The 23,535-nt window shown below is 42.6% G+C and carries 19 protein-coding genes; 16 read left to right on the forward strand and 3 right to left on the reverse strand.

From position 1 onward, the window contains the following. Window positions 1-126 precede the first annotated feature (126 nt). On the forward strand, window positions 127-2,421 hold the full coding sequence (locus H6G28_RS05400; protein ID WP_190669453.1) for an FAD/NAD(P)-binding protein: 2,295 nt from the start codon (window positions 127-129) through the stop codon (window positions 2,419-2,421). A gap of 212 nt (window positions 2,422-2,633) precedes the next feature. Here the strand turns inward: H6G28_RS05400 and H6G28_RS05405 are convergent, their stop codons facing one another. From H6G28_RS05405 to H6G28_RS05415, 3 genes are all read right to left on the reverse strand, one after another. Continuing rightward, a complete protein-coding gene (locus H6G28_RS05405; RefSeq protein ID WP_190669454.1) occupies window positions 2,634-2,975 on the reverse strand; it encodes a 4Fe-4S binding protein in 342 nt (113 codons plus the stop codon). Between the two features lie 13 nt (window positions 2,976-2,988). Next, a complete protein-coding gene (locus H6G28_RS05410; RefSeq protein ID WP_242054453.1) occupies window positions 2,989-4,626 on the reverse strand; it encodes an FAD-dependent oxidoreductase in 1,638 nt (545 codons plus the stop codon). A gap of 345 nt (window positions 4,627-4,971) precedes the next feature. Beyond that, window positions 4,972-6,027 (reverse strand): LLM class flavin-dependent oxidoreductase, encoded by a 1,056-nt coding sequence (locus tag H6G28_RS05415; RefSeq protein WP_190589599.1) that lies wholly within the window; start codon window positions 6,025-6,027, stop codon window positions 4,972-4,974. A 370-nt stretch (window positions 6,028-6,397) separates the two neighbouring features. Here H6G28_RS05415 and H6G28_RS05420 point away from each other — a divergent pair, with 370 nt between their 5' ends. The 15 genes from H6G28_RS05420 (at window position 6,398) to H6G28_RS05490 (ending at window position 23,523) form a co-directional block, all read left to right on the forward strand. Further along, entirely contained in the window at window positions 6,398-7,510 is a 1,113-nt protein-coding gene (locus H6G28_RS05420; protein ID WP_190669457.1) for an LLM class flavin-dependent oxidoreductase, read from the forward strand. 125 nt (window positions 7,511-7,635) lie between these two features. Next, window positions 7,636-8,451 carry a hypothetical protein gene (locus tag H6G28_RS05425; RefSeq protein WP_190669459.1) on the forward strand — a complete coding sequence of 272 codons (816 nt, stop codon included), beginning with the start codon at window positions 7,636-7,638 and terminating at the stop codon, window positions 8,449-8,451. Between the two features lie 486 nt (window positions 8,452-8,937). Next, a complete protein-coding gene (locus H6G28_RS05430) occupies window positions 8,938-10,023 on the forward strand; it encodes an aliphatic sulfonate ABC transporter substrate-binding protein (RefSeq protein WP_190669461.1) in 1,086 nt (361 codons plus the stop codon). 148 nt (window positions 10,024-10,171) lie between these two features. Continuing rightward, window positions 10,172-11,062 carry a MetQ/NlpA family ABC transporter substrate-binding protein gene (locus tag H6G28_RS05435; RefSeq protein ID WP_190669463.1) on the forward strand — a complete coding sequence of 297 codons (891 nt, stop codon included), beginning with the start codon at window positions 10,172-10,174 and terminating at the stop codon, window positions 11,060-11,062. A gap of 24 nt (window positions 11,063-11,086) precedes the next feature. Then, window positions 11,087-11,980, forward strand: a complete 894-nt coding sequence (locus H6G28_RS05440) for a MetQ/NlpA family ABC transporter substrate-binding protein (RefSeq protein WP_190669465.1) — start codon at window positions 11,087-11,089, stop codon at window positions 11,978-11,980. Window positions 11,981-12,015: 35 nt separating this feature from the next. Beyond that, window positions 12,016-12,993: a methionine ABC transporter ATP-binding protein gene (locus H6G28_RS05445; RefSeq protein ID WP_190669466.1), complete on the forward strand. Its 978-nt coding sequence runs from the start codon at window positions 12,016-12,018 to the stop codon at window positions 12,991-12,993. 95 nt (window positions 12,994-13,088) lie between these two features. After that, entirely contained in the window at window positions 13,089-13,943 is an 855-nt protein-coding gene (locus tag H6G28_RS05450; protein ID WP_190669468.1) for a MetQ/NlpA family ABC transporter substrate-binding protein, read from the forward strand. 18 nt (window positions 13,944-13,961) lie between these two features. Then, complete coding sequence (locus H6G28_RS05455; RefSeq protein ID WP_190669470.1) at window positions 13,962-15,311, forward strand: LLM class flavin-dependent oxidoreductase; 1,350 nt, start codon at window positions 13,962-13,964, stop codon at window positions 15,309-15,311. Window positions 15,312-15,343: 32 nt separating this feature from the next. Beyond that, window positions 15,344-15,979, forward strand: a complete 636-nt coding sequence (gene yfcF / locus H6G28_RS05460; protein WP_190669472.1) for a glutathione transferase — start codon at window positions 15,344-15,346, stop codon at window positions 15,977-15,979. Between the two features lie 531 nt (window positions 15,980-16,510). Continuing rightward, a complete protein-coding gene (locus H6G28_RS05465) occupies window positions 16,511-17,749 on the forward strand; it encodes an acyl-CoA dehydrogenase family protein (RefSeq protein ID WP_190669474.1) in 1,239 nt (412 codons plus the stop codon). A 254-nt stretch (window positions 17,750-18,003) separates the two neighbouring features. After that, on the forward strand, window positions 18,004-19,197 hold the full coding sequence (locus H6G28_RS05470) for an LLM class flavin-dependent oxidoreductase (protein ID WP_190669476.1): 1,194 nt from the start codon (window positions 18,004-18,006) through the stop codon (window positions 19,195-19,197). An 85-nt stretch (window positions 19,198-19,282) separates the two neighbouring features. Then, the gene (locus H6G28_RS05475) at window positions 19,283-19,939 is read left to right on the forward strand and encodes a methionine ABC transporter permease (RefSeq protein ID WP_190589582.1); all 657 of its coding nucleotides are present in this window, start codon (window positions 19,283-19,285) and stop codon (window positions 19,937-19,939) included. A 284-nt stretch (window positions 19,940-20,223) separates the two neighbouring features. Beyond that, on the forward strand, window positions 20,224-21,072 hold the full coding sequence (locus H6G28_RS05480; RefSeq protein WP_190669479.1) for a MetQ/NlpA family ABC transporter substrate-binding protein: 849 nt from the start codon (window positions 20,224-20,226) through the stop codon (window positions 21,070-21,072). A 196-nt stretch (window positions 21,073-21,268) separates the two neighbouring features. Further along, entirely contained in the window at window positions 21,269-22,348 is a 1,080-nt protein-coding gene (locus H6G28_RS05485; RefSeq protein ID WP_313949891.1) for an aliphatic sulfonate ABC transporter substrate-binding protein, read from the forward strand. Between the two features lie 89 nt (window positions 22,349-22,437). After that, window positions 22,438-23,523: an LLM class flavin-dependent oxidoreductase gene (locus H6G28_RS05490; RefSeq protein ID WP_190669481.1), complete on the forward strand. Its 1,086-nt coding sequence runs from the start codon at window positions 22,438-22,440 to the stop codon at window positions 23,521-23,523. Window positions 23,524-23,535 lie beyond the last annotated feature (12 nt).

Here is a 23,535-nt window from a genome sequence, read left to right on the forward strand (position 1 = left end):
TGAATTCAGAGTATTATGAAACTTTATATGAGATCAAGTCTGAATTTTGTTGGCTGGGCTGGAAATAGATTTATCCCTAGTAAACAGACTTGATCAACTCTCTGTAACTATTGATACGAGACTACTATGCAGCCTAATTCTTTAACTACCCACACTCCAACCACGATAGTTATTGTTGGCGGAGGCTTTAGTGGTTCTCTAGTGGCTACGCATCTGATGAAAACTGCCAGCCAGCCCCTCATTATCAAGCTGATTGAGCGTAGCCATCAAATTGGTAAAGGCATTGCCTACAGCACAGATACCAACTGTCATTTGCTGAATGTGTCCGCAGGAAATATGAGTGCATTTGCTCATGATCCAGGACATCTGCTGCGGTGGTTGTATTACAACCAAAACGAGTTAGAACCATTTTTTACCGAAGAAGTTAATCCTAGTAGTTTTATTCCGCGTAAAGTTTATGGTTTATATATTCAATCAATTTTGGCAGAAGCCGAAGCAACTGCACCTAATGACGTACATCTCGAACGCTTAACAGATGAAGTTGTCGGAATTGAACCAGAAGACAAGGGAACAATTGTTGCTTTACGTAGCGGCCGCTGTTTTTATGCAGATAAAGTAGTTTTGGCTTTAGGAAACTCGCCTTTTACACCTCCAGCCAGTGATCATCCCAATACTAACAACGAAAGTCATCGGCGGAATGCTTGGTCAGCCGATGCCCTAGCAGGACTTGATCCTGATGCTTCTGTGTTGCTGGTTGGTACTGGGCTAACAATGGTGGATATGGTGTTATCTCTGCACGATCGCCAGCATCAAGGCAAAATTTATGCTGTGTCGCGTCGGGGATTATTCCCCCAACAACATCAAGCCTCTCAACCTTATCCAGCTTGGTTAACTCTCGAAACTGCACCCAATACAGCACGAGGTTGGGTACGACGACTACGACAAGAGGTCAAACATGCCACAGCCCAAGGTTACGACTGGCGGGCTGTGATTGATTCTCTGCGCCCTCTGACACAACAAATCTGGCAAAAACTACCAACTTTAGAAAAGCAGCGTTTTTTGCGTCATATTACACCTTATTGGGATGTCCATCGTCACCGGATTGCCCAAAAAGTCGCAGATGTGATTAAAGAAATGGTGGATTCTGGTCAATTAATCATTGCCGCCGGACGAATTCAAGAATATCAACCATTATCCAAAGGTGTAGCAGTCACCATATCTGAGCGCAAAACCCAGAATAACATCGTTTTACAGGTGAATCGGGTGGTGAACTGCACAGGGGTAGCCGCAGATTATCGCCACTCGCCTCATCCGCTAATTGATAATTTGCGATCGCAAAAATTAGTCCGTCCCAATAGCATTGGTTTAGGGTTAGATACAAATACAGATGGTGCTTTATACACCGCCGATAATTCTGTTTCCAATTTACTTTATACCTTGGGAACTCCGCGCAAAGGCGACTTATGGGAAACAATCGCGGTTCCAGAATTACGGGTACAGGCACAGAAACTAGCAAAAACATTATTGGATTCATTACCAGTGCGGGTGCGTTCAATTCCGACAATGCCGTTATCCAATAGCCAAGCCAGCGATCCCAATTCATCCCCATCAAACTTTTTATTTCGGCAATTTTTTGACCCAGAAAGCAGCACCTATACTTATTTAATTGCTGATCAACAAACCGGAGATGCAGTATTAGTTGATCCTGTATTAGAACAAGTTGACCGCGATTTGCAATCCTTAGAAGAATTGGGATTAAAACTACGTTATTGCCTAGAAACTCACCTTCATGCTGACCATATTACCGGGGCAGGTCAACTCCGGCGCAAAACTGCTTGTCAGGTAATTGTGCCGCAAAATCCGGCGGTGACAAAAGCCGATCGCTCCCTTGTGGGTGGTGAAATTCTCGAAATTGGCTCAGTAATCATTGAAGCAATTTTTACGCCAGGACACACTGCCAGCCACATCGCATATTTAGTCAACAAAACTCACCTGTTAACTGGTGATGCTTTATTGATTCGGGGTTGTGGACGCACAGATTTTCAAGAAGGTGATCCAGGCACTTTATATGATGCGGTAACACAACGCCTGTTCACCTTGCCCGATGATACCTTGGTATATCCAGCCCACGACTACAAAGGACGCACAGTTTCGACAATTGGTGAAGAAAAACGCCTCAACGCCAGATTTAGAGATCGCAACCGCAGCCAATTCATCACTATCATGAATAATCTGAAATTGAGTTATCCCCAAAAAATGAATGCAGCTGTACCTGCAAATCAATACTGTGGTGACTTTATTCCTCAAGAAAGCGTGGATACAGTTACAACCTCTGTTACAGATGCAGAACAAAAACAAATAGAACTAACTGTCATGACGAATACAGAAATCTACAACGATTACTTTGCTATGTATATCTAAAACAGAGTGAAATTTTGAAACTTTTACATATCTGAGGATTGGGTGTAGGGGTGAGAGGGTTTTGCATACCTAACCCGAATTTCTCACGTATGGGTAGGGGAGTGGGGGGTGTGGGGGGAAAGATTTCTTCACCATCCTCCCACACCCCTGGATTTCTCACAAGAGAGAAATCCAGGCTAAACCCTTTCACCCAGTTTCCCCAGAAAATTTGATTAACTTTGATATGGGCGCGGTAATTGGCGTAATTTATGCGCCGTATCTAATTCACTATTATTTTTTCTGCCATATCCCCAACCTAATATCCGGCGATATTCACCCATAATGCCACTTTCAATCAAATCATCCTCATTAACTGCAATCTCTGTATGAGACTGGGGTGCAACATAAAGCGCATCCGCAGGACAATAAGCTTCACACATAAAACAAGTTTGACAGTCTTCTTTACGAGCAATTACAGGTGGTTGGTTGGGAACTGCATCAAAGACATTAGTCGGACAAACTTGAACACAAAGATTGCAATTAATACAGAGTTTATGGCTGACAAGCTCAATCATAATTTTATTCTGGCTATAACTTTGATACAACGGGTGTGGCTTGAGTGGTTTCTACTGGTGATGTAATGGAAGCATCCGTAATCCAATCGCGTCTCACCCACAGCTTATCTAAACCGCCTGTGGCTTGGTAATATCGCTGGTTGGGATCAGTTTGGGGATGATCTATGCGGATATGTTCGCTGCGGGTTTCTGTACGATGTAAAGCACTAAAATAAGCCCATCTGGCGACGGCAGTCAAAGCAACTGCACGCCGAGAAAATTCAATATCGCGGACACTATCTTGTTTGGGATTCCCTTGTACTTGTTGCCACAGTGTTTCTAATTTGGCGAGAGAGTCTAGAAGTTTCTGTTCCGAACGCAAGTAGTTTTTCTCTAATGGGAACATCTGGGCTTGCACACCACGCACGATCGCCTCATGATCAAAAGTATCAGAAGACGTGGAGGGCGATCGCATTGCCACCTGACCAGCTGCACGTACAGTTCTTTCATCTGTATGTGCGCCCAAACTCTTGGCAAACTTAGCCGCCCCTTCTCCTGCCCACTGCCCTGTAGAGATTGCCCAAGCCGCATTAGGGCCACCACCGCCAGAAGCTAAACCAGCTAAAAATTCTCGTGATGCCGCATCCCCAGCCGCATACAGTCCAGGTACTTTTGTCGCGCAACTATCATCGATAATCCGAATACCACCTGTACCCCGGACTGTCCCTTCTAAAATTAATGTCACAGGTACTCTTTCTGTATAGGGATCAATCCCAGCTTTTTTATAAGGTAGAAAAGCAATGAAATGGGACTTTTCAATCACGGCTTTAACTTCTGGTGTAGCTCTATCTAAACGAGCATAAACAGACCCTTTCATCAAAGCATTTGGTAAGAAGCTAGGATCACGACGACCATTAACATAGCCACCAAGGTCATTACCCTCTTCATCGCTATAACTTGCCCACCCAAAGGGAACACCCCGCGTCACTGTGGCATTAAAAGCAGTGGAGATTGCATAGTGATTAGAAGCTTCCATACTAGAGAGTTCGCCGCCAGCTTCTACCGCCATTAGCATTCCATCACCTGTGTTAGTGTTGCAACCTAATGCTTTACTTAAGAATGCACAGCCACCATTTGCCAATACTACTGCACCAGCACGAACTGTATAAAAACGATGATGTTGCCTTTGTACGCCCCTTGCCCCAGCCACAGAACCATCTTCAGCGACTAAAAGCTCTAAAGCCGGACTTTGGTCGAGAATCTGCACCCCAGAACGTAGCAGGTTTTTTCGCATTACCCGCATATATTCCGGGCCATAGTAACTCTGACGCACAGATTCCCCATTTTCTTTCGGGAAACGATAACCCCAATCTTCTAATAAAGGCAAACTCAGCCAAGTTTTTTCAACTACACGCTCTATCCAACGCAAGTTAGCTAAGTATTTTCCTGCACGATAACGCTCTGAGACAACTTTTTCCCAGTTCTCTGGAGAAGGAGCCATGATGCCATTACCACTTGCAGCAGCAGCACCACTCGTACCCAGAAAACCTTTATCAACAATGATGACTTTGACACCTTGAGATGCTGCTGACCATGCTGCCCATGCTGCGGCAGGGCCACCACCAATCACCAGCACGTCAGCATTTAGTTGTAGTTCATTTTCTGTGAGCAATTTTTTTCTCCTTTTTGGTATTGCCTTAGCGGTAGTCGCTGATTTGTTTGTGATCAATGGGTGAGGTTTTGTCGGACTAATTATGCAGAAGATAGAGTCTGCATAATATACACAAAGAGTCAGGACTTACGCAAAAGTATGAAGAAACGAACCGCAAAGGACGCATAGACGCGATAGCGGCTTCCCGAAGGGTAGGACACGAAGTTATAAGAGTTAGAGAGAGTTTTTGCGTAAGTCCTAAGAGTATGTAAAACGAATTACAGATAGTATGATACCCTAACTGTTAGTTTGTCAAACATTAAGTAACACAAGTTAATTTTGTTACTGTTGCCTGCTGAGAAATTCCTAAGCAACTTTCTGCAAGTGTCGCACACGCGGCATGATTTCTTCGGCAAAGCGTGTCATCTCTCGGACAAAGGGATTAAATTGCAGCATGAAAGTATCGATCCCGGCATCCACAAAAGCTGCAACGCGAGTGGCAACTGTATCATAACTGCCAACTAAACCTGCGGCTGTGCCACCATTCCCGCCAACAGCAGGATTTTTGGCAAAGAGTTGAAACATAACGGCTTCTTTGTCAACGCCTTTGGCCACGCTTAATTTATATTGTTCTTCTAGCTTTTGTAGTGCCATGAGGCGTTCTAGTTCTGCTTGTGCTTCTTCGTCGGTGGGACGCGCAATCACAAAGGCTGACAAACCAAAACGCACTGGTTGGGGTAAGGAACGGGGACGACTGATAACTTGTTGAATTACTTTGCGGACATCTTCAATCGGTTGACCGTTGATAAAGTAAACATCAGCTTGTTGCGCTGCTAATATCTGCGCTGGTTCTGATGCGCCGCCAAGATAAATCCGTGGATAAGGTTGAGCAACAGGGAAGGGTCGAAAACTTAAATCTTGAATTTTGAAATATTCACCTTCAAAGTTTACTTTCTCACCACTCCATAAGGCTCTGACTACTTGCAACCATTCTCCTGAATAGCGATAACGTTCATCGTGGGGGGGGAAGGGAATATTCGTCCGTTCCATTTCTGGACGGAACCAAGCACTAATTAAGTTAATGGCAAAACGTCCCTGACTAATGGCATCAATACCTAAAGCCATCTTGGCTAAGACGGCTGGGTGAAATAATAAAGGTTTAATGGCGGCGATAATTTCTATAGTTTCTGTGGCTTCTGCTAAGGCTGCACAAGCTGTCCAAGTTTCTAACTGTTCTAAATCTAAACTGCGGGGGTTGGCAATGTGCTGGGCTACTAAGGTTGTGACATATCCTAAACGTTCTGCTTCTAATACTAGCGATCGCGTGCGCTCATAACTAGCATCTATCGGTTCCTCTGGTGCGTTGAGAGGGCCAAAGTTACCGCCAACAGGCGACCAAATACCATAACGTGGTTCTGACATCTTTACCTCCAAATTCAACAAACACAACAGAAATAAGGCTGAGATATTAATCAGCAAAATCAAGGGTTTGAATCAGGGTGAATGTATGGTCTAAATCTTCGCCCTGCCTCCTGCACAAGAGCTAGGTCTACACAGCAATTTTGGGTTAGTGAACTACTATTCCTCTACACCCTGAAACCCAACCTGAACCAACCTCAACAGACAACTTTTGTACATAAGCCCTAGGAGATAAAAATCTCAATATCCCCTTGTTTTTTATGCTCATATATGCAAACCTCATAGTATACTACTATAAATCTACCGATTTACCGTAGGATATCTGGGTACAAAACTTTAGTTTTAGTGCCGACTACAAAGGTTCTAGAAAACTATGTCTGAACCACGCTATGGGATATGGATTCCCGTTTACGGCAACTGCGGCGTGATGAACCATCCTCTTGAACCTCGTGATGCTAGTTACTCACGAGCTAAGAGTTTAATTCGGTTGGCCCAAAGGTGTGGATTTACCACAACTTTAATAGCGCAACATATCATCAATCCCAGGAACCAACAACTTGACCAATTAGAAACCTGGACAGCAGCCGCCGCCCTTGCAGAAGCTACAAGTTCTATTGAGATTATTGCAGCTGTTAAGCCATTACTATTTCATCCCGCCGTCTTAGCCAAGATGGCTTTAGGGATTGATGCAATTAGCCAAGGACGTTTTGCCATTAACTTAGTGAGTGCTTGGTTTAGGCCAGAAATGGAAAAACCAGGGATCAATTTTTTGTCTCACGACGAACGTTATCGCTATTCTGATGAATGGATAAGAGTTGTCAAAGCTTTGTGGAGTGGAGAAACAGTCAACTTCCACGGCGACTATTTTCACATCAATGATTTAAAGCTAAATCCCCCACCTATTGCTAAACCCCATCCGCGTGTGTATGTCGGGGGAGAGTCAGAACCAGCGCAAGAACTAGCCGCAAAACAAGCGCACACATTCTTTCTCAATGGTCGTCCGATTGAAGTTATCCGCGAAACAATTGCTCAAGTGCGGCAAAAAACTCACTCTCGCTCTCAACCTATAGGCTTTGCAATGTCAGCCTTTGTCATTGCTCGACCGACAGATGCAGAAGCCGAAGCAGAGTATCAGAACTTAAGAGCAATGGTACTCGCCCAGGACGATCGCACAGAACTACTCAAAGGCGTAGATTCCGAAGTGGTTATGTTTAAAAACATGGCGAAATACCCAGGTGTGGGGAGCAATGGCGGGACTGCGGCTGGTTTGGTTGGGAGTTATGAAACTGTAGCCCAGCGTATTGCTGAATTTACCAAAGTAGGAATTGATACTTTTATGCTGCAATTCCAACCTTTTACGACAGAAATGGAGCGTTTTGCTGCGGAGATTATACCAAGAGTAAGAGCATTAACAGAAGAAAGTGAAGCGATCGCCAACGCCAAAATAGGGGCTAATACCAATTCGCAATTCTCAATTCGCAATTAACAAAGCCTGATTAATCAAGGCTTTGGGGATTGACATCTGTTTCGTAATTTTAGTGAATTGGTATTAAGAATTTTAGATTGAATCCAAACATCTTTTCCTAATCCTTATTACCCAAAGGTAACTTTATGACTGCAATCTTAACTCGTCCAGCTTGGACTACAGATTTAGAACTGGAAATCTTTGATAAATTAGTTGATAAACACGCACCGCACATTCCCAAAAAGCGATTAGTTGAACCAAGACCACCGGAAACTGATGAAGAAAGAGAGAATTTTTATCGTTTTCGTGTAGCTGGTGCAGCCCATGATTTATTTATTGTGCAAGTCTGCGCTAAGATAATTGACCAAATTCCAGACCCAGAATTACAGTTATTTTTGAGCAGACAAATAGGAGATGATGGCGCACACGCTCAAAACACCCGTTTAAGAGCGCAAGCAATATCTGGACATGACCCCATTGAAGATATCCAAAAACAAGTGCAGAAACATTGGGATTATATGGGTGATTTACCCATTCGTAATTGGCAAGGCTTTTTAGCATTTGAATTACATTATGAACTGCATATTGTGGCTTTGTTATTTATCAATAGCCGTACTAGCAAAATCAATGACCCAGACTCTGCCAAATATGCAGCAGAAAAAATCTTACCAGATGAAGCAGTTCATCGTTTAGGTGTGGTTGATTGGTGGCAACGTAAATTTGATCAGGCTTCACAAGCAGAGAAAGAAGATTTAATTGCCCAAGTTTTAGAAGCTGATGAAGAAGGTCAACGTCGGCGGAATCCTTATCTTCGCAATCATTGGCAATTAAGTCAAAAAGGCATTGGAGTTGAAATTGATAATTTGCCAGTACTTTATGACACTTGGCGGCGAGAGGTACTTGCTTATTTCTTAGATATACCTGTATCTAAGCTACCCAAACTTGTGAGTGTTAATGATTAATAAATATTAAATCAAAAGTAGTATAAAACTACTTTATGATTTATTGAAGCTGTATTCATAACGTCTTTAAGTATTACTAATTATTTCCATAATTAGTAATCTTTTCTTTGTTTAATGACAGAAAAATTTGGATTTAAATTTAAGGATTTAAATTTAATATGTTAAGCTTTTAAATTTAGTCGCAACGAACACAACAATTGTTTAGAGAGTAGATATAGCAATCCTACCCCAATTGTGAGAAAATACGTAGACAAAAATCCTTGTTTTATAAGCATTTGAGGCTTATTGAACTCTCATGTATCATTTAGGATTGCTATATATTATATCCTTTCTAATAGAACTAATTTGCAGACAGGTTTCAACCAGCTTTAACGATATTTTTGGCATAGAGAAAAGACATTTTTCTATGCCTAATATTAGTTCGGAATACTTGCAAAAACCCCAAGATTTGCATTGGAATAATGTGACACAAAGGAGGGTTAATTTATGATAGGGCAAATACTAAATAAATTGTTAAGTTTTTTCAGAAAGTGGGGATTATTTCAGAATCAAAGAATTAAGACTTTTGTTGTATTGTTTGTGGTGGGTATAGGATTGAGTTTAGCGATCGCATCTTGCGCCCCCAGTAATTCAGCTGATACATCTACCCAAAAAGCCCAAGCACCCAAGCTCACAGTGCTGAAAATGGGTCATCAAAAAGGGATGGCGTTGTTGAATATTATCAAAGCCCAAGGAAGTTTAGAAAAGCGATTACAACCCTTGGGGATATCTGTAACGTGGAATGAATTTTCCTCTACAGCACCGCTTTTAGATGGGATGGGAGCAGGTGCAATTGTATTTGGTGGTGGTGGTGGCACAGGAAGCGTCTTTGCTCAAGCCGGTGATAAACCCTTTGTTAGAGTCGCAGCCGGTACAGGTAGCACCAGAGGTTCCGCTATTTTAGTTCAAGAAAATTCTCCAATCAAAACACTTACTGATTTAAAAGGTAAGAAAGTTGCGTTTGCCAAAGGTTCTGGTCAGCACTACATTATTGTGCGTGCTTTAGAAAAAGTTGGGTTGAAATTTACTGATATTAAACCTCTTTATCTAACCCCAGCCGAAGCCTTACCAGCATTTGAACGTGGTGATATTGATGCGTGGTTAATTTGGGACCCTTACACAGCTGAAGCTGAACGTAAACTCCGCACTCGCTTACTGGCAGATAATAGCGCCGTCTTTGGAGATAAAGCAGCACTCGAAAGCCCTAGTTTTTATTATGCTGCTCCAGATTTTGTCCGCGATCATCCCGACGTTCTCAAGATAGTTTTACAAGAGCTAGAAAAAGCTGGTACTTGGTCGAGAGAAAACTACAAAGATTCTGCCAAACTGCTTTCTAAACTGTACAAAATTGACCTAAAAACAATGGAAACAGTAGAAGAACGGGGTGGTCAACGGGAAGTATTACCAGTCACAGATGAAGTTTTAAGTGGTCTGCAACGTATGGCAGATACATTTTATGAACTCAAAATCATTCCGAAAAAAATAGATGTCAAAGATAAAAACTACAACTGGATTCCTGACCAAAAATGGTAAATCAAACTTAAGAATTCAGGAGTCAGAAGCCAGAATATTTAAAGAATCTGAATAATATATATAAATCAGGCTACATTCCTGATCAATATCTGACTTTTGATTCCTGGGTGCTGAGTTCTTACAGTCAAATTAACTCGTAATTACAACTATGAAATTACCTACTAACATTAACCGCCGATTCTTTTTAATTGCTATCACATCATTTGCAGCTTCTACAGTCTTTGCTAGTTGTAGTTCACCGCAAAATAATTCGGCTGTGAATAATGTGAATCCTTCAGCCACCACAGCAGCCAATACAACCACAACTCCAGCCAAAGAAAAAATCAAAGTTGGTGTCACACCAGTACCAGCAGGTGAAATTTTAGAATTTGTCAAAAAGAATTTAGCACCAGAAGCGGGACTAGATATCGAAATAGTTACATTCAATGACTTTGTGCAGAATAACACTGCTTTGAAAGATGGTGTGATTGATGCCAATTATTTCCAGCATATTCCTTTTATGGAGGACTATGGCAAGAAACATAACTTTGAAATGTATGCTTTTACGCCACAAATTCATTTAAATCCGGTGGGACTCTTTTCTAAAAAATATAAGTCCCTTGATGACGTACCTAACAAAGCTCTGGTGACAATTCCTGATGATCCTAGCAATGCTCATCGGGCTTTAAAAGTCTTGGAATCATCAGGCTTAATCAAACTTAAAGAAAATGTTCGTCCGGCGAGTCCTAAAGATATTATTGCTAACCCCAAAAACATCCAAATTAAAGAAATACCAGGAGCGCAAGCAATTCCGAGTCTTCCTGATGTAGACTTAGCCGGAGTTACAGGTAATTGGATTGTGCAAGCTGGATTAAAAACCGATAAAGATGCTTTAGCTTTAGAGACTGCTAAAGACCCAATTTATGCGGTGACTGTCACAACATTAAAAGGGAAAGAAACCGACCCCAGAGTGCAGAAACTCTATAAGTTGTTGCGGGACGATAAAGTTAAACAATTTATTAGAGATAAATACCAAGGCGCAGTGATTCCAATCCCTTAATTTTCATTATTTGTAATTAAATCAATGACTTTGCTTAACAACATCAATCGTCGGTTTTTTCTTCTAGCAGTTGTCTCTTTTACAGCTTCTACTGTTTTTACTAGTTGTAGTTCACCGCAAAATAATTCTGCTAATACAAATACTAATCCATCTGCTACCTCAGCCTCTAACACAACAACAACAGCAACCAAAGAAAAAATTAAAGTTGGAGTTTCACCAGTTCCAGCCGGAGAGATTTTAGAGTTTGTCAAGAAAAATCTCGCACCACAGGCGGGATTAGATATTGAAATTTTCACCTTTAGTGACAGTGTACAAAATAACTTTGCGCTGAGAGATAAACAAATTGATGCTAATTACTTTCAACACGTTCCTTTTATGGAGGATTTTGGCAAGCAACATAATATTAAAATGGTGGCTTTAAATCCGCCGATTCACTTAAATCCAGTGGGTGTATATTCCAAAAGACACAAATCTTTGGCAGAAGTGCCGAAAAATGGCACTGTGATTATCCCTGGTGATATTAATAATGCTCATCGGGCTTTGAAGGTAATTGAAGAAGCTGGATTAGTAAAGTTAAAAACTACTGCTAAAGGTTTAGTTAGTCCTAAAGATATTGCCGAAAATCCTAAAAACTTACAAGTCAAAGAAGTACCAGCAACTCAAATGATTCCTTCGCTTCCTGATGTTGATTTAGCTGTTATGACAGGTGCAACAGTGCTGGCAGGAGGACTAAGAACAGATAAAGATGCCTTGGCGTTAGAATCCAGTAAAAATCCGATTTATGCGGTGACTGTGACAACATTACAAGGGCAGGAAAATGACCCCAGAATTCAAAAACTTTATAAGTTGTTACGGGATGATCAAGTCAAACAATTTATTAGAGATAAATATCAAGGCGCAGTGATTCCCATTCCTTAAAAAATAGTCATGATTAATTGTGGGGTAATTCTGAAATGATCACATTTACTGATGTTCGCAAAATTTATCACCAAGGTACTCAAAAAGTTGTCGCTTTAGATGGAGTTAGCCTGTTTGTTAAACCAGGCGAAATTTTTGGCGTTTTAGGTCAAAGTGGCGCAGGTAAAAGTACATTAATTCGTTGTGTGAATCAACTAGAAAAACCAACATCAGGTTCAGTTGTGGTTGATGGACAGGAAATCACAAAATTGTCGGGAGATAAATTACGCATCGCCCGTCAACATATTGGCATGATTTTTCAACATTTCAACTTACTAAGTTGCAGAACGGTGGCGGAAAACATTGCTTTTCCTTTGGAAGTGATGGGTCTGAGTAGGCTACAACGTCGGGCGAAGGTAGAAGAATTAATTTCACTGGTGGGTTTGCAAGGTAAAGCTGATGCTTATCCGGCGCAACTGTCTGGGGGACAAAAGCAACGAGTCGGTATTGCTAGGGCTTTGGCGGGAGAACCGAAAGTTTTATTGTCTGATGAAGCGACATCTGCGCTTGACCCGCAAACAACTAGGTCGATTCTGGACTTGTTACGTGACTTGAACAAGCGTATGGGTTTGACAATTTTACTCATTACTCATGAAATGGGTGTGGTCAAGCAAATCTGCGATAGTGTGGCGGTACTCAATGCTGGCAAAATTGTTGAAAAGGGATATGTGAGTGATTTAATCGCTAGACCGGAATCATTTCTCGCCCAAGAAGTTTTTCCTCGTCGGAATGGTTATAGAGCAAAACCTGGTGCTGTCCTCGCCACGATCGCCTTTGCGGGAGAACAAGCCAGTCAGCCAATTTTCGCCACCTTAGCCCGACGGTTTGATGTAGATGTCAATATCCTGAGTGGGAGTGTGGAGACAGTAGGCGATCGCCGAGTTGGTCAGTTCCACATTGAATTAGCAGGACAAAAGATAACGCAAGCTTTGAACTATTTACATGAAGCCGAATTTGAAGTGGAAGTACATTGATCATGGCTAGTTTAACAAAAACCTATCAAGGCACGATCGCCCCTGCATTTTAGAGCTAGAAACATACATTATTAAAGTATTCAGTAATTCGGATAATGGGAATCAACCGCCGCTATTTTTTACTTGCCACAGTCACTGCGATCGCATCTATTTCTTTCGCCAGTTGTACACCAAAACAACCTGCATCTACTAGTCAATTAGTGAGTCAATCAACTAAGACAACATTACTCAAAGTTGGTTCTCGCAATACCACCACAGAAGATGTTTTAAAATTCATTCAAAAAGAAATAGCCCCCAGTCACGGTTTAGACTTTCAAATTGTGACTATTGCTGATTCTGTCAAAATTAATGATGCTCTTAAAAATGGCGAAATTGATGCTAACTTTTTCCAACATGAACCATTTATGAGACAAGCTGCTAAAAGACTTAATGCTGATTTTGTCATGTTAAATCGCAGCTATACCACCATCACAGGGCTATATTCAAAAAAAATCAAAACAAAATCCCTTAAGGACATTCCTACTGGAGTAACCATCGCTATTTCTAACGATGATAGCAATCAGGATCGGGCGTTGAAATTTCTCAAACAAATTAACTTAATCAATTTAAAAGAAAAGACTGGAGAGTATTACAGCGTCAAAGATGTAATTAAGCATCCTAAAAATCTGCAAATTCAAGAATTAGATAATTACGCGATCGTCAGAGCATTGGATGATGTCGATTTAGCCGTGACCTCGGCATCTTTTTTAGTCCAAGCAAAGGTATCTTTAGACCCGATTGTATTAGACGAAATTGGCATAGCTAACAAAAATTATGCAGTGGGTTTAGCAACTGTACAATCAAAAGTAAATGATCCAAATATCCAAAAGCTAAATCAATTGGTGGTCGATCCCAAATTGAAAGACTACATCAATAACTATCTCAAAGGGACGATCGCCCCTGTATTCTAAACATGATATGGAGGGATAATGAGCAGAACAAAGCAATTAAAACTAGGTGCGTTCATGCGCCCCGTCAGCATCCATACAGGTGCTTGGCGTTATCCAGGAGCTATACCTGATGCTAATTTCAACTTCCCAGCACTGAAAAAATTCATCCAAAAACTTGAAGTAGGCAAGTTTGACGCATTCTTCATGGCAGATCACTTAGCCGTGCTGAATATGCCCATAAATGCCCTGAAACGCAGTCATACTGTTACCTCCTTTGAGCCGTTTACCCTGCTTTCTGCCCTCTCTACCGTCACCGAACACATCGGATTAGTAGCTACAGCTTCTACAACTTATGATGCGCCTTTTCATATTGCGCGTCGCTTTGCCTCTCTTGACCATATTAGTGGCGGTCGCGCTGGCTGGAATATTGTCACCACAGCCAATCCAGACGCAGCACTCAATTTTGGTTTAGAAGAAGAGGTAGAGCATGATGAACGCTACCGTCGGGCAAGGGAATTTTATGATGTGGTTACGGGGCTTTGGGATTCCTTTGCTGATGATGCCTTTGTTCGGGATGTGGAAGCCGGGATTTATTTTGACCCCGAAAAGCTTCACGTTCTGAATCATAAAGGTAAATATCTCTCGGTGCGGGGGCCATTAAATATTGCTAGACCCGTCCAAGGCTGGCCTGTAATTGTCCAGGCTGGTGCATCGGAAGCGGGACGACAATTAGCCGCCGAAACTGCCGAGGCTGTGTTTGCTCCGGCTGGTAATCTGGAGGCTGGCAAAGCTTTATTTGCAGACATCAAAGGACGGGCGAAAGCAATTGGACGTGACCCCGATAGTATAAAAATTCTCCCTGGTGCTTTAGTTGTGGTTGGGGAAACTGTTGCTGAAGCTCAAGCCAAGCGCGTTTATTTAGATAGTCTCGTACATTATGACAGTGGAATCGCTAGTTTAAATGGTGCGCTGGGCTACGATGTTTCCGGTTTTGACCCTGATGGCCCCTTACCAGAAATTCCCCCAACCAACGCCGGACATTCTTCACGAGAAAGAGTCATCGCCTTAGCGCAGCGTGAAAACTTGACGATTCGACAACTAGCGCAACGTGTCGGTAGTTACGGCGGGTTGGCTTTTGTGGGAACACCCCAGACCATCGCCGATGAAATGGAGCAATGGCTGAAGGAAGAAGGCTCGGACGGCTTTAATATTATGTTCCCTTATCTGCCGGAAGGGTTGAACGATTTTGTTGACAAGGTTGTGCCAGAACTCCAAAGCCGGGGAATTTTCCGCACCGAGTATGAGGGAACAACCTTGCGGGAAAATCTGGGACTTCCCCGCCCCGCTAACCGTTTCTTTGAATCAGAGCGATCGCCAGCAGTTATTTAGTTAGTAATCAACAGTCCTCACAGGAGAAAACCTTGTCATCCACATCTCTTCTTCTCTATGTCGATACCCAGTACCTCAGCCCTTATGCACTGTCGGCATTCGTGTCTCTGCATGAAAAAGGACTGTCATTCGACATCCAGACCATTGACCTTGCGGCTAAAGCCCAGCATGAACCAGGCTTTGCCACTAAGTCTTTGACGAGCCGCGTACCGACCTTAATTCACGATGGATTCTCATTGTCGGAGTCTTCGGCGATCGCAGAATACATTGATGAAGTTTTTCCTGGTACTCCGTTATACCCAGCAGAACCACAGAATCGGGCAAGAGCGCGTCAGGTGCAAGCATGGCTCCGCAGCGATCTTAACCCGATCAAACAAGAGCGTCCTACTGAAGTGATATTCTACGGGGCAACAAAGCCACCTTTATCACAAAAGGCGCAAACCGCCGCCGAGAAATTGTTCTTCGCCGCCGAGTTACTACTATCTGCCAATACGGAAAACCTCTTTGGTCAGTGGTCTATCGCCGATGTTGACCTCGCACTCATACTCCATCGCCTAATTTTGAATGGCGACCCAGTACCAGAGAATTTGGTGACATACGCTAAACATCAATGGCAACGGCCATCTGTTCAGTTATGGGTCAATCAGCAACGCCAGCCCTTGGGTTGATAAAAGATTGACAACTTAGGGAAAATTTAGGATTATCAATCTACGGTATTTCAGTAGATTTTTAGTTCTTTCTTGGTGTTTAGCTTAACTTAAATTTGTTACCAGAGGTAATCGCCGCAGATATAGAAGCATTCTTGACATTCTCTCCATATATAACACCGTGTGCAACTTTCTCTCAAACCTAACCCCCCAGCCCCCTTCCCTACGAGGGAAGGGGGAGTCAAACTCCCCTCTCCTACGAGGAGAGGGGTAGGGGGAGAGGTTCTTTCAAGATTACTGAATTGGTGTTCTAGGCGAATCAACAAAACGGCGATGAAAGTTTATTTACGCCGCACTGTACTAGTAGTGTACCAACCCAAAATTGCTACGTGGAGGTAAGCAAGGGAGCAAGGGAGCAGGGGAGAAACTTGCAGTAAGTCTTTCCCCCCTGCCCCTCTGCTCCTCTGCTGACCACAACGCAAAGTTTCCTTGGCAGACTACTAGTTGCTTACAACTTGCCAACATAGATTTTCTACATCGGAGATAAAAATAATGATTAAAAGTCTAGAAAAAGTTGCAGATACAACAATCCAGTTTTCGGCTCCAGTCAGAACTAACTCGCCGGAACTCCAGCAGTTGTTTGATCATATAGCTCTGGGAGCAAGTGAACGCGATCGCGATCGCATCTTACCTTTTGATGTAGTTGAATTAATCCGGCGTTCTCGGTTAGGCGCATTGCGAATCCCCGTTGCTGAAGGTGGTGGCGGTAGCACAGCGCGGGAATTATTCGAGGTGGTGATTAAGTTAGGCGATGCTGACCCGAACGTGGCTCACATTGTGCGGAATCATTTTTCTGTCACGGAGCGAATTTTGCGCTCAGAACGCACCGAAAGAAATCGTCGCTGGCTAAAGGAAGTAGTTGATGGGGCAATTATTGGACTCGCTTCCACCGAATTAGAAGTTAAACGGGCTGGCGGTGGTCAAGTCGTGAATACAAAATTAACGCCCGATGGCGACGGCTATCGTCTGAATGGTACGAAGTATTACAGCACTGGCAGCCTTTATGCAGACTTGATTTTTGTGCGTGTACTAGTACCAGATGACACTACGGCGTTTATTCTCATCCCGACAAACCGCGATGGGATTGAGCTTATAGATGACTGGGATGGATTTGGTCAAAGGCTTACAGGCACAGGAACAACTAACTTTACTAATGTCCGTGTTGAGAGAAGTGAAGTATTTTTTGAGACGGACACAGACAAAGACAATTTGCCATACAATATCATCCCGCAATTATTTTTGACTGCTATCAACGCTGGCATTATTCGTAGCGTGCTGCGTGATGCCACAAACCTCGTTCATAAACGTCCTCGGACTTTTTACCATGCTGTATCCGAGCAAGCAGCAGAAGACCCCATCTTACAGCAAACCGTCGGACAAATTGCGGCTAATGCCTTTGCAGCAGAAGCGATCGTTTTAGCCGCCGCCGATGGACTCGATCGCCTGCCTGCGGCTAAAGCCCAAGGTGAAGAAACAGAAACGGCTGTAGCGTTAGAAACTTCTTTGAATGCAGCCAAAGCCAAATTAATTGTTGATGATTTAGCTTTACGTTCAGCCACCTTACTATTTGAAGTTGGCGGAGCTTCGACAACCAAGAAAAGCTCAAACTTTGACCGTCACTGGCGCAATGCCCGTACTTTATCCTCACATAATCCCAATCACTTTAAGGCTCGTGCGATTGGAGACTATGAGATAAACGGTACGCCATTACCGCAGAGAGGATTTTTTTAAGGGGTGTAGGGGTGTAGGGGTAAGAGATGAACTTGATATGCGATTTATTTTTGTTACCCCTCTCCAAACCTCTCCCCTACACTTAGCATAGAGGCTTTAAAAAGTCAATTCTTCATTCATAATTTGGGGATGTTAAAGCCCCTCTCCGCGTCGGAGAGGGGTTGGGGGTGAGGTTCATCAAATTCACGTTAATTCTTACTCCCCTATACCCTCACATCCTTTCTTAACAAGACTTTTATTTGTGAAATTCTACTATGAGCGTAATTGATACTACTGCTGTCAGAACGGAGATAAAAGCGATCGCCTCTCCCACAGACTATCCTGATAGTCCATTATCTCAAGCTCTCAAACAGCCTGTATTACTAGGGTTATTCTTACCAATTCATCACGGTGGCTGGAGTTCATCATATTTACCTCGCACTACCGATTGGTCGTTTGATTACAATGCCAAGTTGACCCAAAAAGCTGAGGAATTGGGATTTGACCTCGTTTTTGGTTATTCCACATGGCAACCCAAGGGTGGACAGGGGCCGACTCGCACGGAAGCTGGTTTAGATGCCTTCATTGCAACAGCTTCTCTGGCGGGGATGACTTCGCGGATTCTCTTAATTTCTACCATTCACGTTCTTTATGGGCCTTGGCATCCCATTCATTTAGCTAAATTTGGGGCGACATTAGACCACATTTCCAAAGGTCGGTGGGGAATTAACGTTGTCACGGGACACCGGGCTTATGAGCATGAATTGTTCGGTTGGAGTCAAATTGAACACGATCGCCGTTACGAAATGGCTGATGAATTTGTCACTGTCTTAAAGAGACTTTGGTCAGAAACTGAGAACTTTTCTTACCAGAGTCAAAAAAGCTCTTGGCAATTCAAAGATGCTTACATTAGCCCTCGTCCACTTTATGGTCGTCCTGTTTTAGTTAACGCCACTGGTTCAGATGCAGGTATCGAGTTTGCAGGCCGTCATTCTGATATTGTGTTTATCACCAGTCCGGCTGGCGGAGATATAGACAGTGCTTTGTCATCCTTACCCGCCCATACAGAACGTGTAAAACAATCTGCGATCGCCCAAGGTAGACAAGTCCGCACGCTGCTAAATCCGTTGATTGTCCTGGGTGAAACGGAAAAAGAGGCAGAAGCATACGCCCAAGCCATTGTTGACCAGGCTGATCATGAATCAATTGCGGGACGTTCCCTTGTTAGCAGCGATGCACACGCTTGGAGAGGGCATAAAAAAGGAAATCTGCGTCATAGCGTTGGCAGTGCGATCGGTGGGAACGTGCAACTCATTGGTTCACCAGAACAAATCACCGAACAACTTGTGCAACTCAATAAAGCTGGTGTTGATGGTTTTCAGATAGCTTTTTACGATTTCGAGCCGGATTTAGATTTATTTGGTAAGCGTGTTCTACCACTATTGAAACAGGCTGGACTTAGGTTTTAAACGCAGAGGAACACAGAGGTAAGCGCGGAGGAACGCAAAGTTTATTTGAGTCCATTCACTAAAAATTATGTTGAGAGGTGTATGAATGCAAGGGCAAGAATTACTCCAAAGTTTACTGCAAGCCACTAGTGAAACTTTTTATATGGTTGGGATATCTGCCCTAGTTGCAATCTTTTTAGGCTTGCCCTTGGGCTTATTGTTGGTAATGACTGGCCCTGGTAACTTATTAGACTTTCCCAAATTGCATAAAGTTTTAGGTGCGATCGTGAATACGGGACGGTCATTTCCGTTTATTATTCTGCTTGTCGTTTTAACACCACTCACCCGCTTAATTGTTGGTACTTCCATCGGTAGCACCGCCGCCTTAGTCCCCCTTACCCTCGCCGCCATCCCATTTTTTGGACGCATTGCAGAAACCAGCATTTTAGAAGTTGATAAGGGACTCATCGAAGCCGCCCAAGCAATGGGATGCAATTATTGGCAAATCGTTCTCAAAGTCTTGATTCCTGAAGCCTTTCCATCACTGATATTAGGGATGACAATTTTAATCGTGAGTTTACTTAACTCCTCCGCTATGGCTGGGGCTGTAGGTGGTGGTGGATTAGGGAATTTAGCCATTCAATACGGCTACCAACGCTTTGATGTAGGGGTAATGTTTTCTACCATTGTGGTTTTAATTGCATTGGTGCAAATTATTCAATTCTTAGGTGATTTAATTGCTCAACGTATGCGAAAACGCTAAACAAAAACCGGCATTGCTGATTATGGGGATGAATTTTTTTCGCGCAAAGGCGCAAAGACGCAAAGAGTAAGAGTTTTAAAAGTGGAATTTTATGATTTCATTCCGTATTTATGCAATGCTCAAAAACTGTAAAACCATTTCTTTGCAAAACTGTACCAAACCCTCTCTTCTTCTTTTCTTCTCTTCGTGTACTTTGCGCTCTTTGCGGTTCGTTTCTTATTAATCGCAACTTCACACAGAATTGGTATAAGAAATTTCCATCATCCTTCTTAATTAAAATTTTTATGAATACACGCAGATTTTTCTTAACAGCTTTAGGTTCTCTAACTGCTTCTTTAATATTTGCCAGTTGTAGCCAACCAGCAACCCAAGAATCTAATAATAGTACGCAGACAATTAGCCAAAAAGAGCAAAAAGAAATAATTAAAGTCGGCGTAACTGGTGTAGTTTCTCAGGATATCTTGAAATTTGTCAATAATAATCTAGCAGCAGCAGAAGGCTTAGAAATTCAAGTTGTTACCTTTAATGACTGGATACAACCCAACACAGCTTTGAGAGATAAGGTAATTGATGCCAATTTCTTTCAGCACAGACCATTTATGAATAATGCTGTGAAGGAATTGAAAATAAATTTAGTAGCATTAAATACAGTTTATTTAAACACACTTGGTCTTTTCTCAAAAAATCTCAAATCCGTCGGCGAAATTCCGCAAAATGCAACTGTCACAATTGCGAATGATGTCATCAATAACGACCGAGGATTGCGATTATTAGCAGCAAATGGTCTAATTAAGTTAAAAGAAAATGCTCCACAATTTGTTACCCGAAGAGATATTGCTGCTAATCCCAAAAACTTGCGAATCAAAGAAGTCGAAGGTGTACAAGTAGTCCGCGCCATTAATGACGTAGATTTTATTGTATCTTCGGCTCAAACTGTTGCTCTGGCAGGGATAGAACCTAATTCTATGGGTCAAGAAACAGCCAAAGATAAAAAATATGCGCTGGCGTTCGTGACGTTGCAGGGTCGAGAAAATGAAGCCAAAATTCAAAAGTTAAATAAGCTACTCGTTGACCCTAAAGTCAAAGATTTTATCAATCAGGAATATAAGGGTAGGCTTGTACCAGTTTTTTAGCAAAAATGTCTCATGCCAAGGTTTTATTCTCTGGTTCAGAGATAAAGAAATATTGATTTGGTTTGGGCAGTCTATCGAAAGATGGTATGCTGATTTTTATTAAATACGGTAAATCGGTCGATTTAATGTATTTAAGTTGCTATCATCATCAATATGGCTGCTTAAACTCCTAAAAATTGACATCAAGGAGTAAATTGTGGTGAATAATGACCAAGACCACCGCTTTGCGGATACAAAAAAATATTCTACTGGTAAGATATTAGCGATCGCAGTTTCTTTGATAGGATTGATCGCTTCTAGTTGCAGCCAACAAACAGCTACAAATGTCTCAGCTAAGTCCGATACAACCTCAAATTCAAATACTGTTGCTACCAAAACAACAGAGAAAAACAATGTCATTCGCTTAGGCTACCAAAAAGGCGGCATTATTCCCCTAGCCCGTCAAAGAGGTGAGTTAGAGCGTCAGTTAACAGCACAAAATATTAAAGTTGAATGGAGTGGCCCATTTGACCGTTGTGCTACGCTGTTAAGTTCTCTCAATGGTAATCGAGCCGATATTGGCGGGTGTGGTGATATTCCTACCATCTCTGGAATTGCGGCGGGACAGCCTCTTTGTATTGGTTCTGTACAGCGTCCGAGTCCTGATTCTTTGGGCAGTGCTATTTTAGTTCGTGGTGATTCTCCTATTCGCAAACCTGCTGATTTAGTCGGTAAAAAAGTAGCCGTGAATCAAGGTGGCGCAGGCGAATATCTCTTATTAAAAGTTTTGGAAAAAGAAAAGATTCCCAAAGAAAAAGTCCAGCGAGTTTATCTATCACCAAATGACGCTGCGCCTGCTTTATATCAAGGCTCTGTTGATGGTTGGGCAGTTTGGGAACCTTATATTTCGATTGCGGAATTAGAACATAAAGCCAGAAGAATTACCACGACACACCCTGCACCGACCTACGGCATTATGGTTGTGCGCGGTGATGCAGCCAAAGAAAATCCTGTAGCAGTTAAAGCTGCTCTGACTGCTTTAAGTGAAGATGGTGATTGGCTAAATAAAAATACTAATGCTGCATCAGATTTTTTAGTTAAAGAATTAAAACTTTCGGATGCAGTAGCCAAACAAGTTACTAAAAATCGCGGCCCTGAATCTTACGTCTTTCCCAATAGTGAAGATGTCGCCAATCTCCAAAAAACGGCTGATTGGTTATTAGAACAAAAAATTATTCCCCAAAAAGTAGATATTGCTGCATCTGTGTGTCCCTTGGGAACTACTGCTTCTAGGTGAGGTAGGGGGAAAAGAGAGACAAGGGGGACAAGGGAGACAAGGGAGAAGAATTTTTGACTCATGATTAATAACTTGGAGTAAAGATATTTATGCCTGTTGAATTTATTGGCATGATTGGTACGCGAAATGCGTCAGAGTTACATAGTCCTACCGTATCAATTACGGGGGGAAGTATAGATTTAAACTATGTGCGTAACTTTGCCAAAGTTCATGAAGATGGCGGCTTTGACAGGGTGCTAGTTGGTTATAGTTCCACAGGGCCAGATGGTTTTAACGTTGTTAGTTATGTGGCTGCTGCAACAGAACGACTCAAGTTTTTACTGGCTCATAGACCGGGTTTTGTGTCTCCTTCTTTAGCCGCACGTAAATTAGCTACATTAGATCACTTTTCTCATGGTCGTGTTGCCGTACATATCATTACTGGTGGTAGTGATGCTGAACAACAGCGTGATGGTGACTGGCTTGACCATGATACTCGCTATCGTCGAACTGATGAATATCTTGATGTTGTGCGACGAGTATGGACAAGTCAAGAACCCTTCGATTATGAAGGCGAGTTTTACCAATTCAAAGGCGCATTTTCGGACGTTAAACCCTTACAGCAACCACATATTCCTATATATTTTGGTGGTGCTTCTGGTGCGGCTGTGGGTGTAGGTGCAAAGCACAGTAATGTTTATGCGTTTTGGGGAGAACCCATAGGCGCGATTAAACAACGCATTGCTGAAGTGAAAGCCGCAGCACCGCCAGGGAAAGATTTACGTTTCAGTATTTCCTTGCGTCCAATTTTGGGCGAAACCGAAGCAAAGGCCTGGGAAAAAGCCCATTATATTCTCTCGCGGATTAATGAAATCCGTGGTCAGGCTCCGGCAGTACCTGAAGCTGTGGGTTCCTTGCGGTTGCTGGATTTTGCCAAAGAACGGGAAATCCACGATAAGCGTTTATGGACACCAATTGCAGCTGCGACTGGTGCGCGGGGTAATACTACAGCCTTGGTTGGGACTCCAGAACAAGTAGCAGAATCATTATTTGATTACTACAAAGCTGGGGTAACAACACTCTTGATTCGTGGTTTTGACCCAGTGGAAGATGCTCTAGCCTATGGTCGAGATGTAATTCCTTTGGTGCGTCAAGAAGTCCAACGACTAGAAAGACAAACAGCAACCGTAGCTTAAATCAGCTAAATC

It is taken from the genome of Nostoc sp. FACHB-190 (assembly GCF_014696905.1).
Classification (GTDB): domain Bacteria; phylum Cyanobacteriota; class Cyanobacteriia; order Cyanobacteriales; family Nostocaceae; genus Nostoc_B.

Coding starts and splice junctions, on each gene's coding strand:
- H6G28_RS05400 (WP_190669453.1), top strand. CDS start 127: ATGCAGCCTAATTCTTTAACTACCCACACTCCAACCACGATAGTTATT.
- H6G28_RS05405 (WP_190669454.1), bottom strand. CDS start 2,975: ATGATTGAGCTTGTCAGCCATAAACTCTGTATTAATTGCAATCTTTGT.
- H6G28_RS05415 (WP_190589599.1), bottom strand. CDS start 6,027: ATGTCAGAACCACGTTATGGTATTTGGTCGCCTGTTGGCGGTAACTTT.
- H6G28_RS05420 (WP_190669457.1), top strand. CDS start 6,398: ATGTCTGAACCACGCTATGGGATATGGATTCCCGTTTACGGCAACTGC.
- H6G28_RS05425 (WP_190669459.1), top strand. CDS start 7,636: ATGACTGCAATCTTAACTCGTCCAGCTTGGACTACAGATTTAGAACTG.
- H6G28_RS05430 (WP_190669461.1), top strand. CDS start 8,938: ATGATAGGGCAAATACTAAATAAATTGTTAAGTTTTTTCAGAAAGTGG.
- H6G28_RS05435 (WP_190669463.1), top strand. CDS start 10,172: ATGAAATTACCTACTAACATTAACCGCCGATTCTTTTTAATTGCTATC.
- H6G28_RS05440 (WP_190669465.1), top strand. CDS start 11,087: ATGACTTTGCTTAACAACATCAATCGTCGGTTTTTTCTTCTAGCAGTT.
- H6G28_RS05445 (WP_190669466.1), top strand. CDS start 12,016: ATGATCACATTTACTGATGTTCGCAAAATTTATCACCAAGGTACTCAA.
- H6G28_RS05450 (WP_190669468.1), top strand. CDS start 13,089: ATGGGAATCAACCGCCGCTATTTTTTACTTGCCACAGTCACTGCGATC.
- H6G28_RS05455 (WP_190669470.1), top strand. CDS start 13,962: ATGAGCAGAACAAAGCAATTAAAACTAGGTGCGTTCATGCGCCCCGTC.
- H6G28_RS05465 (WP_190669474.1), top strand. CDS start 16,511: ATGATTAAAAGTCTAGAAAAAGTTGCAGATACAACAATCCAGTTTTCG.
- H6G28_RS05470 (WP_190669476.1), top strand. CDS start 18,004: ATGAGCGTAATTGATACTACTGCTGTCAGAACGGAGATAAAAGCGATC.
- H6G28_RS05475 (WP_190589582.1), top strand. CDS start 19,283: ATGCAAGGGCAAGAATTACTCCAAAGTTTACTGCAAGCCACTAGTGAA.
- H6G28_RS05480 (WP_190669479.1), top strand. CDS start 20,224: ATGAATACACGCAGATTTTTCTTAACAGCTTTAGGTTCTCTAACTGCT.
- H6G28_RS05490 (WP_190669481.1), top strand. CDS start 22,438: ATGCCTGTTGAATTTATTGGCATGATTGGTACGCGAAATGCGTCAGAG.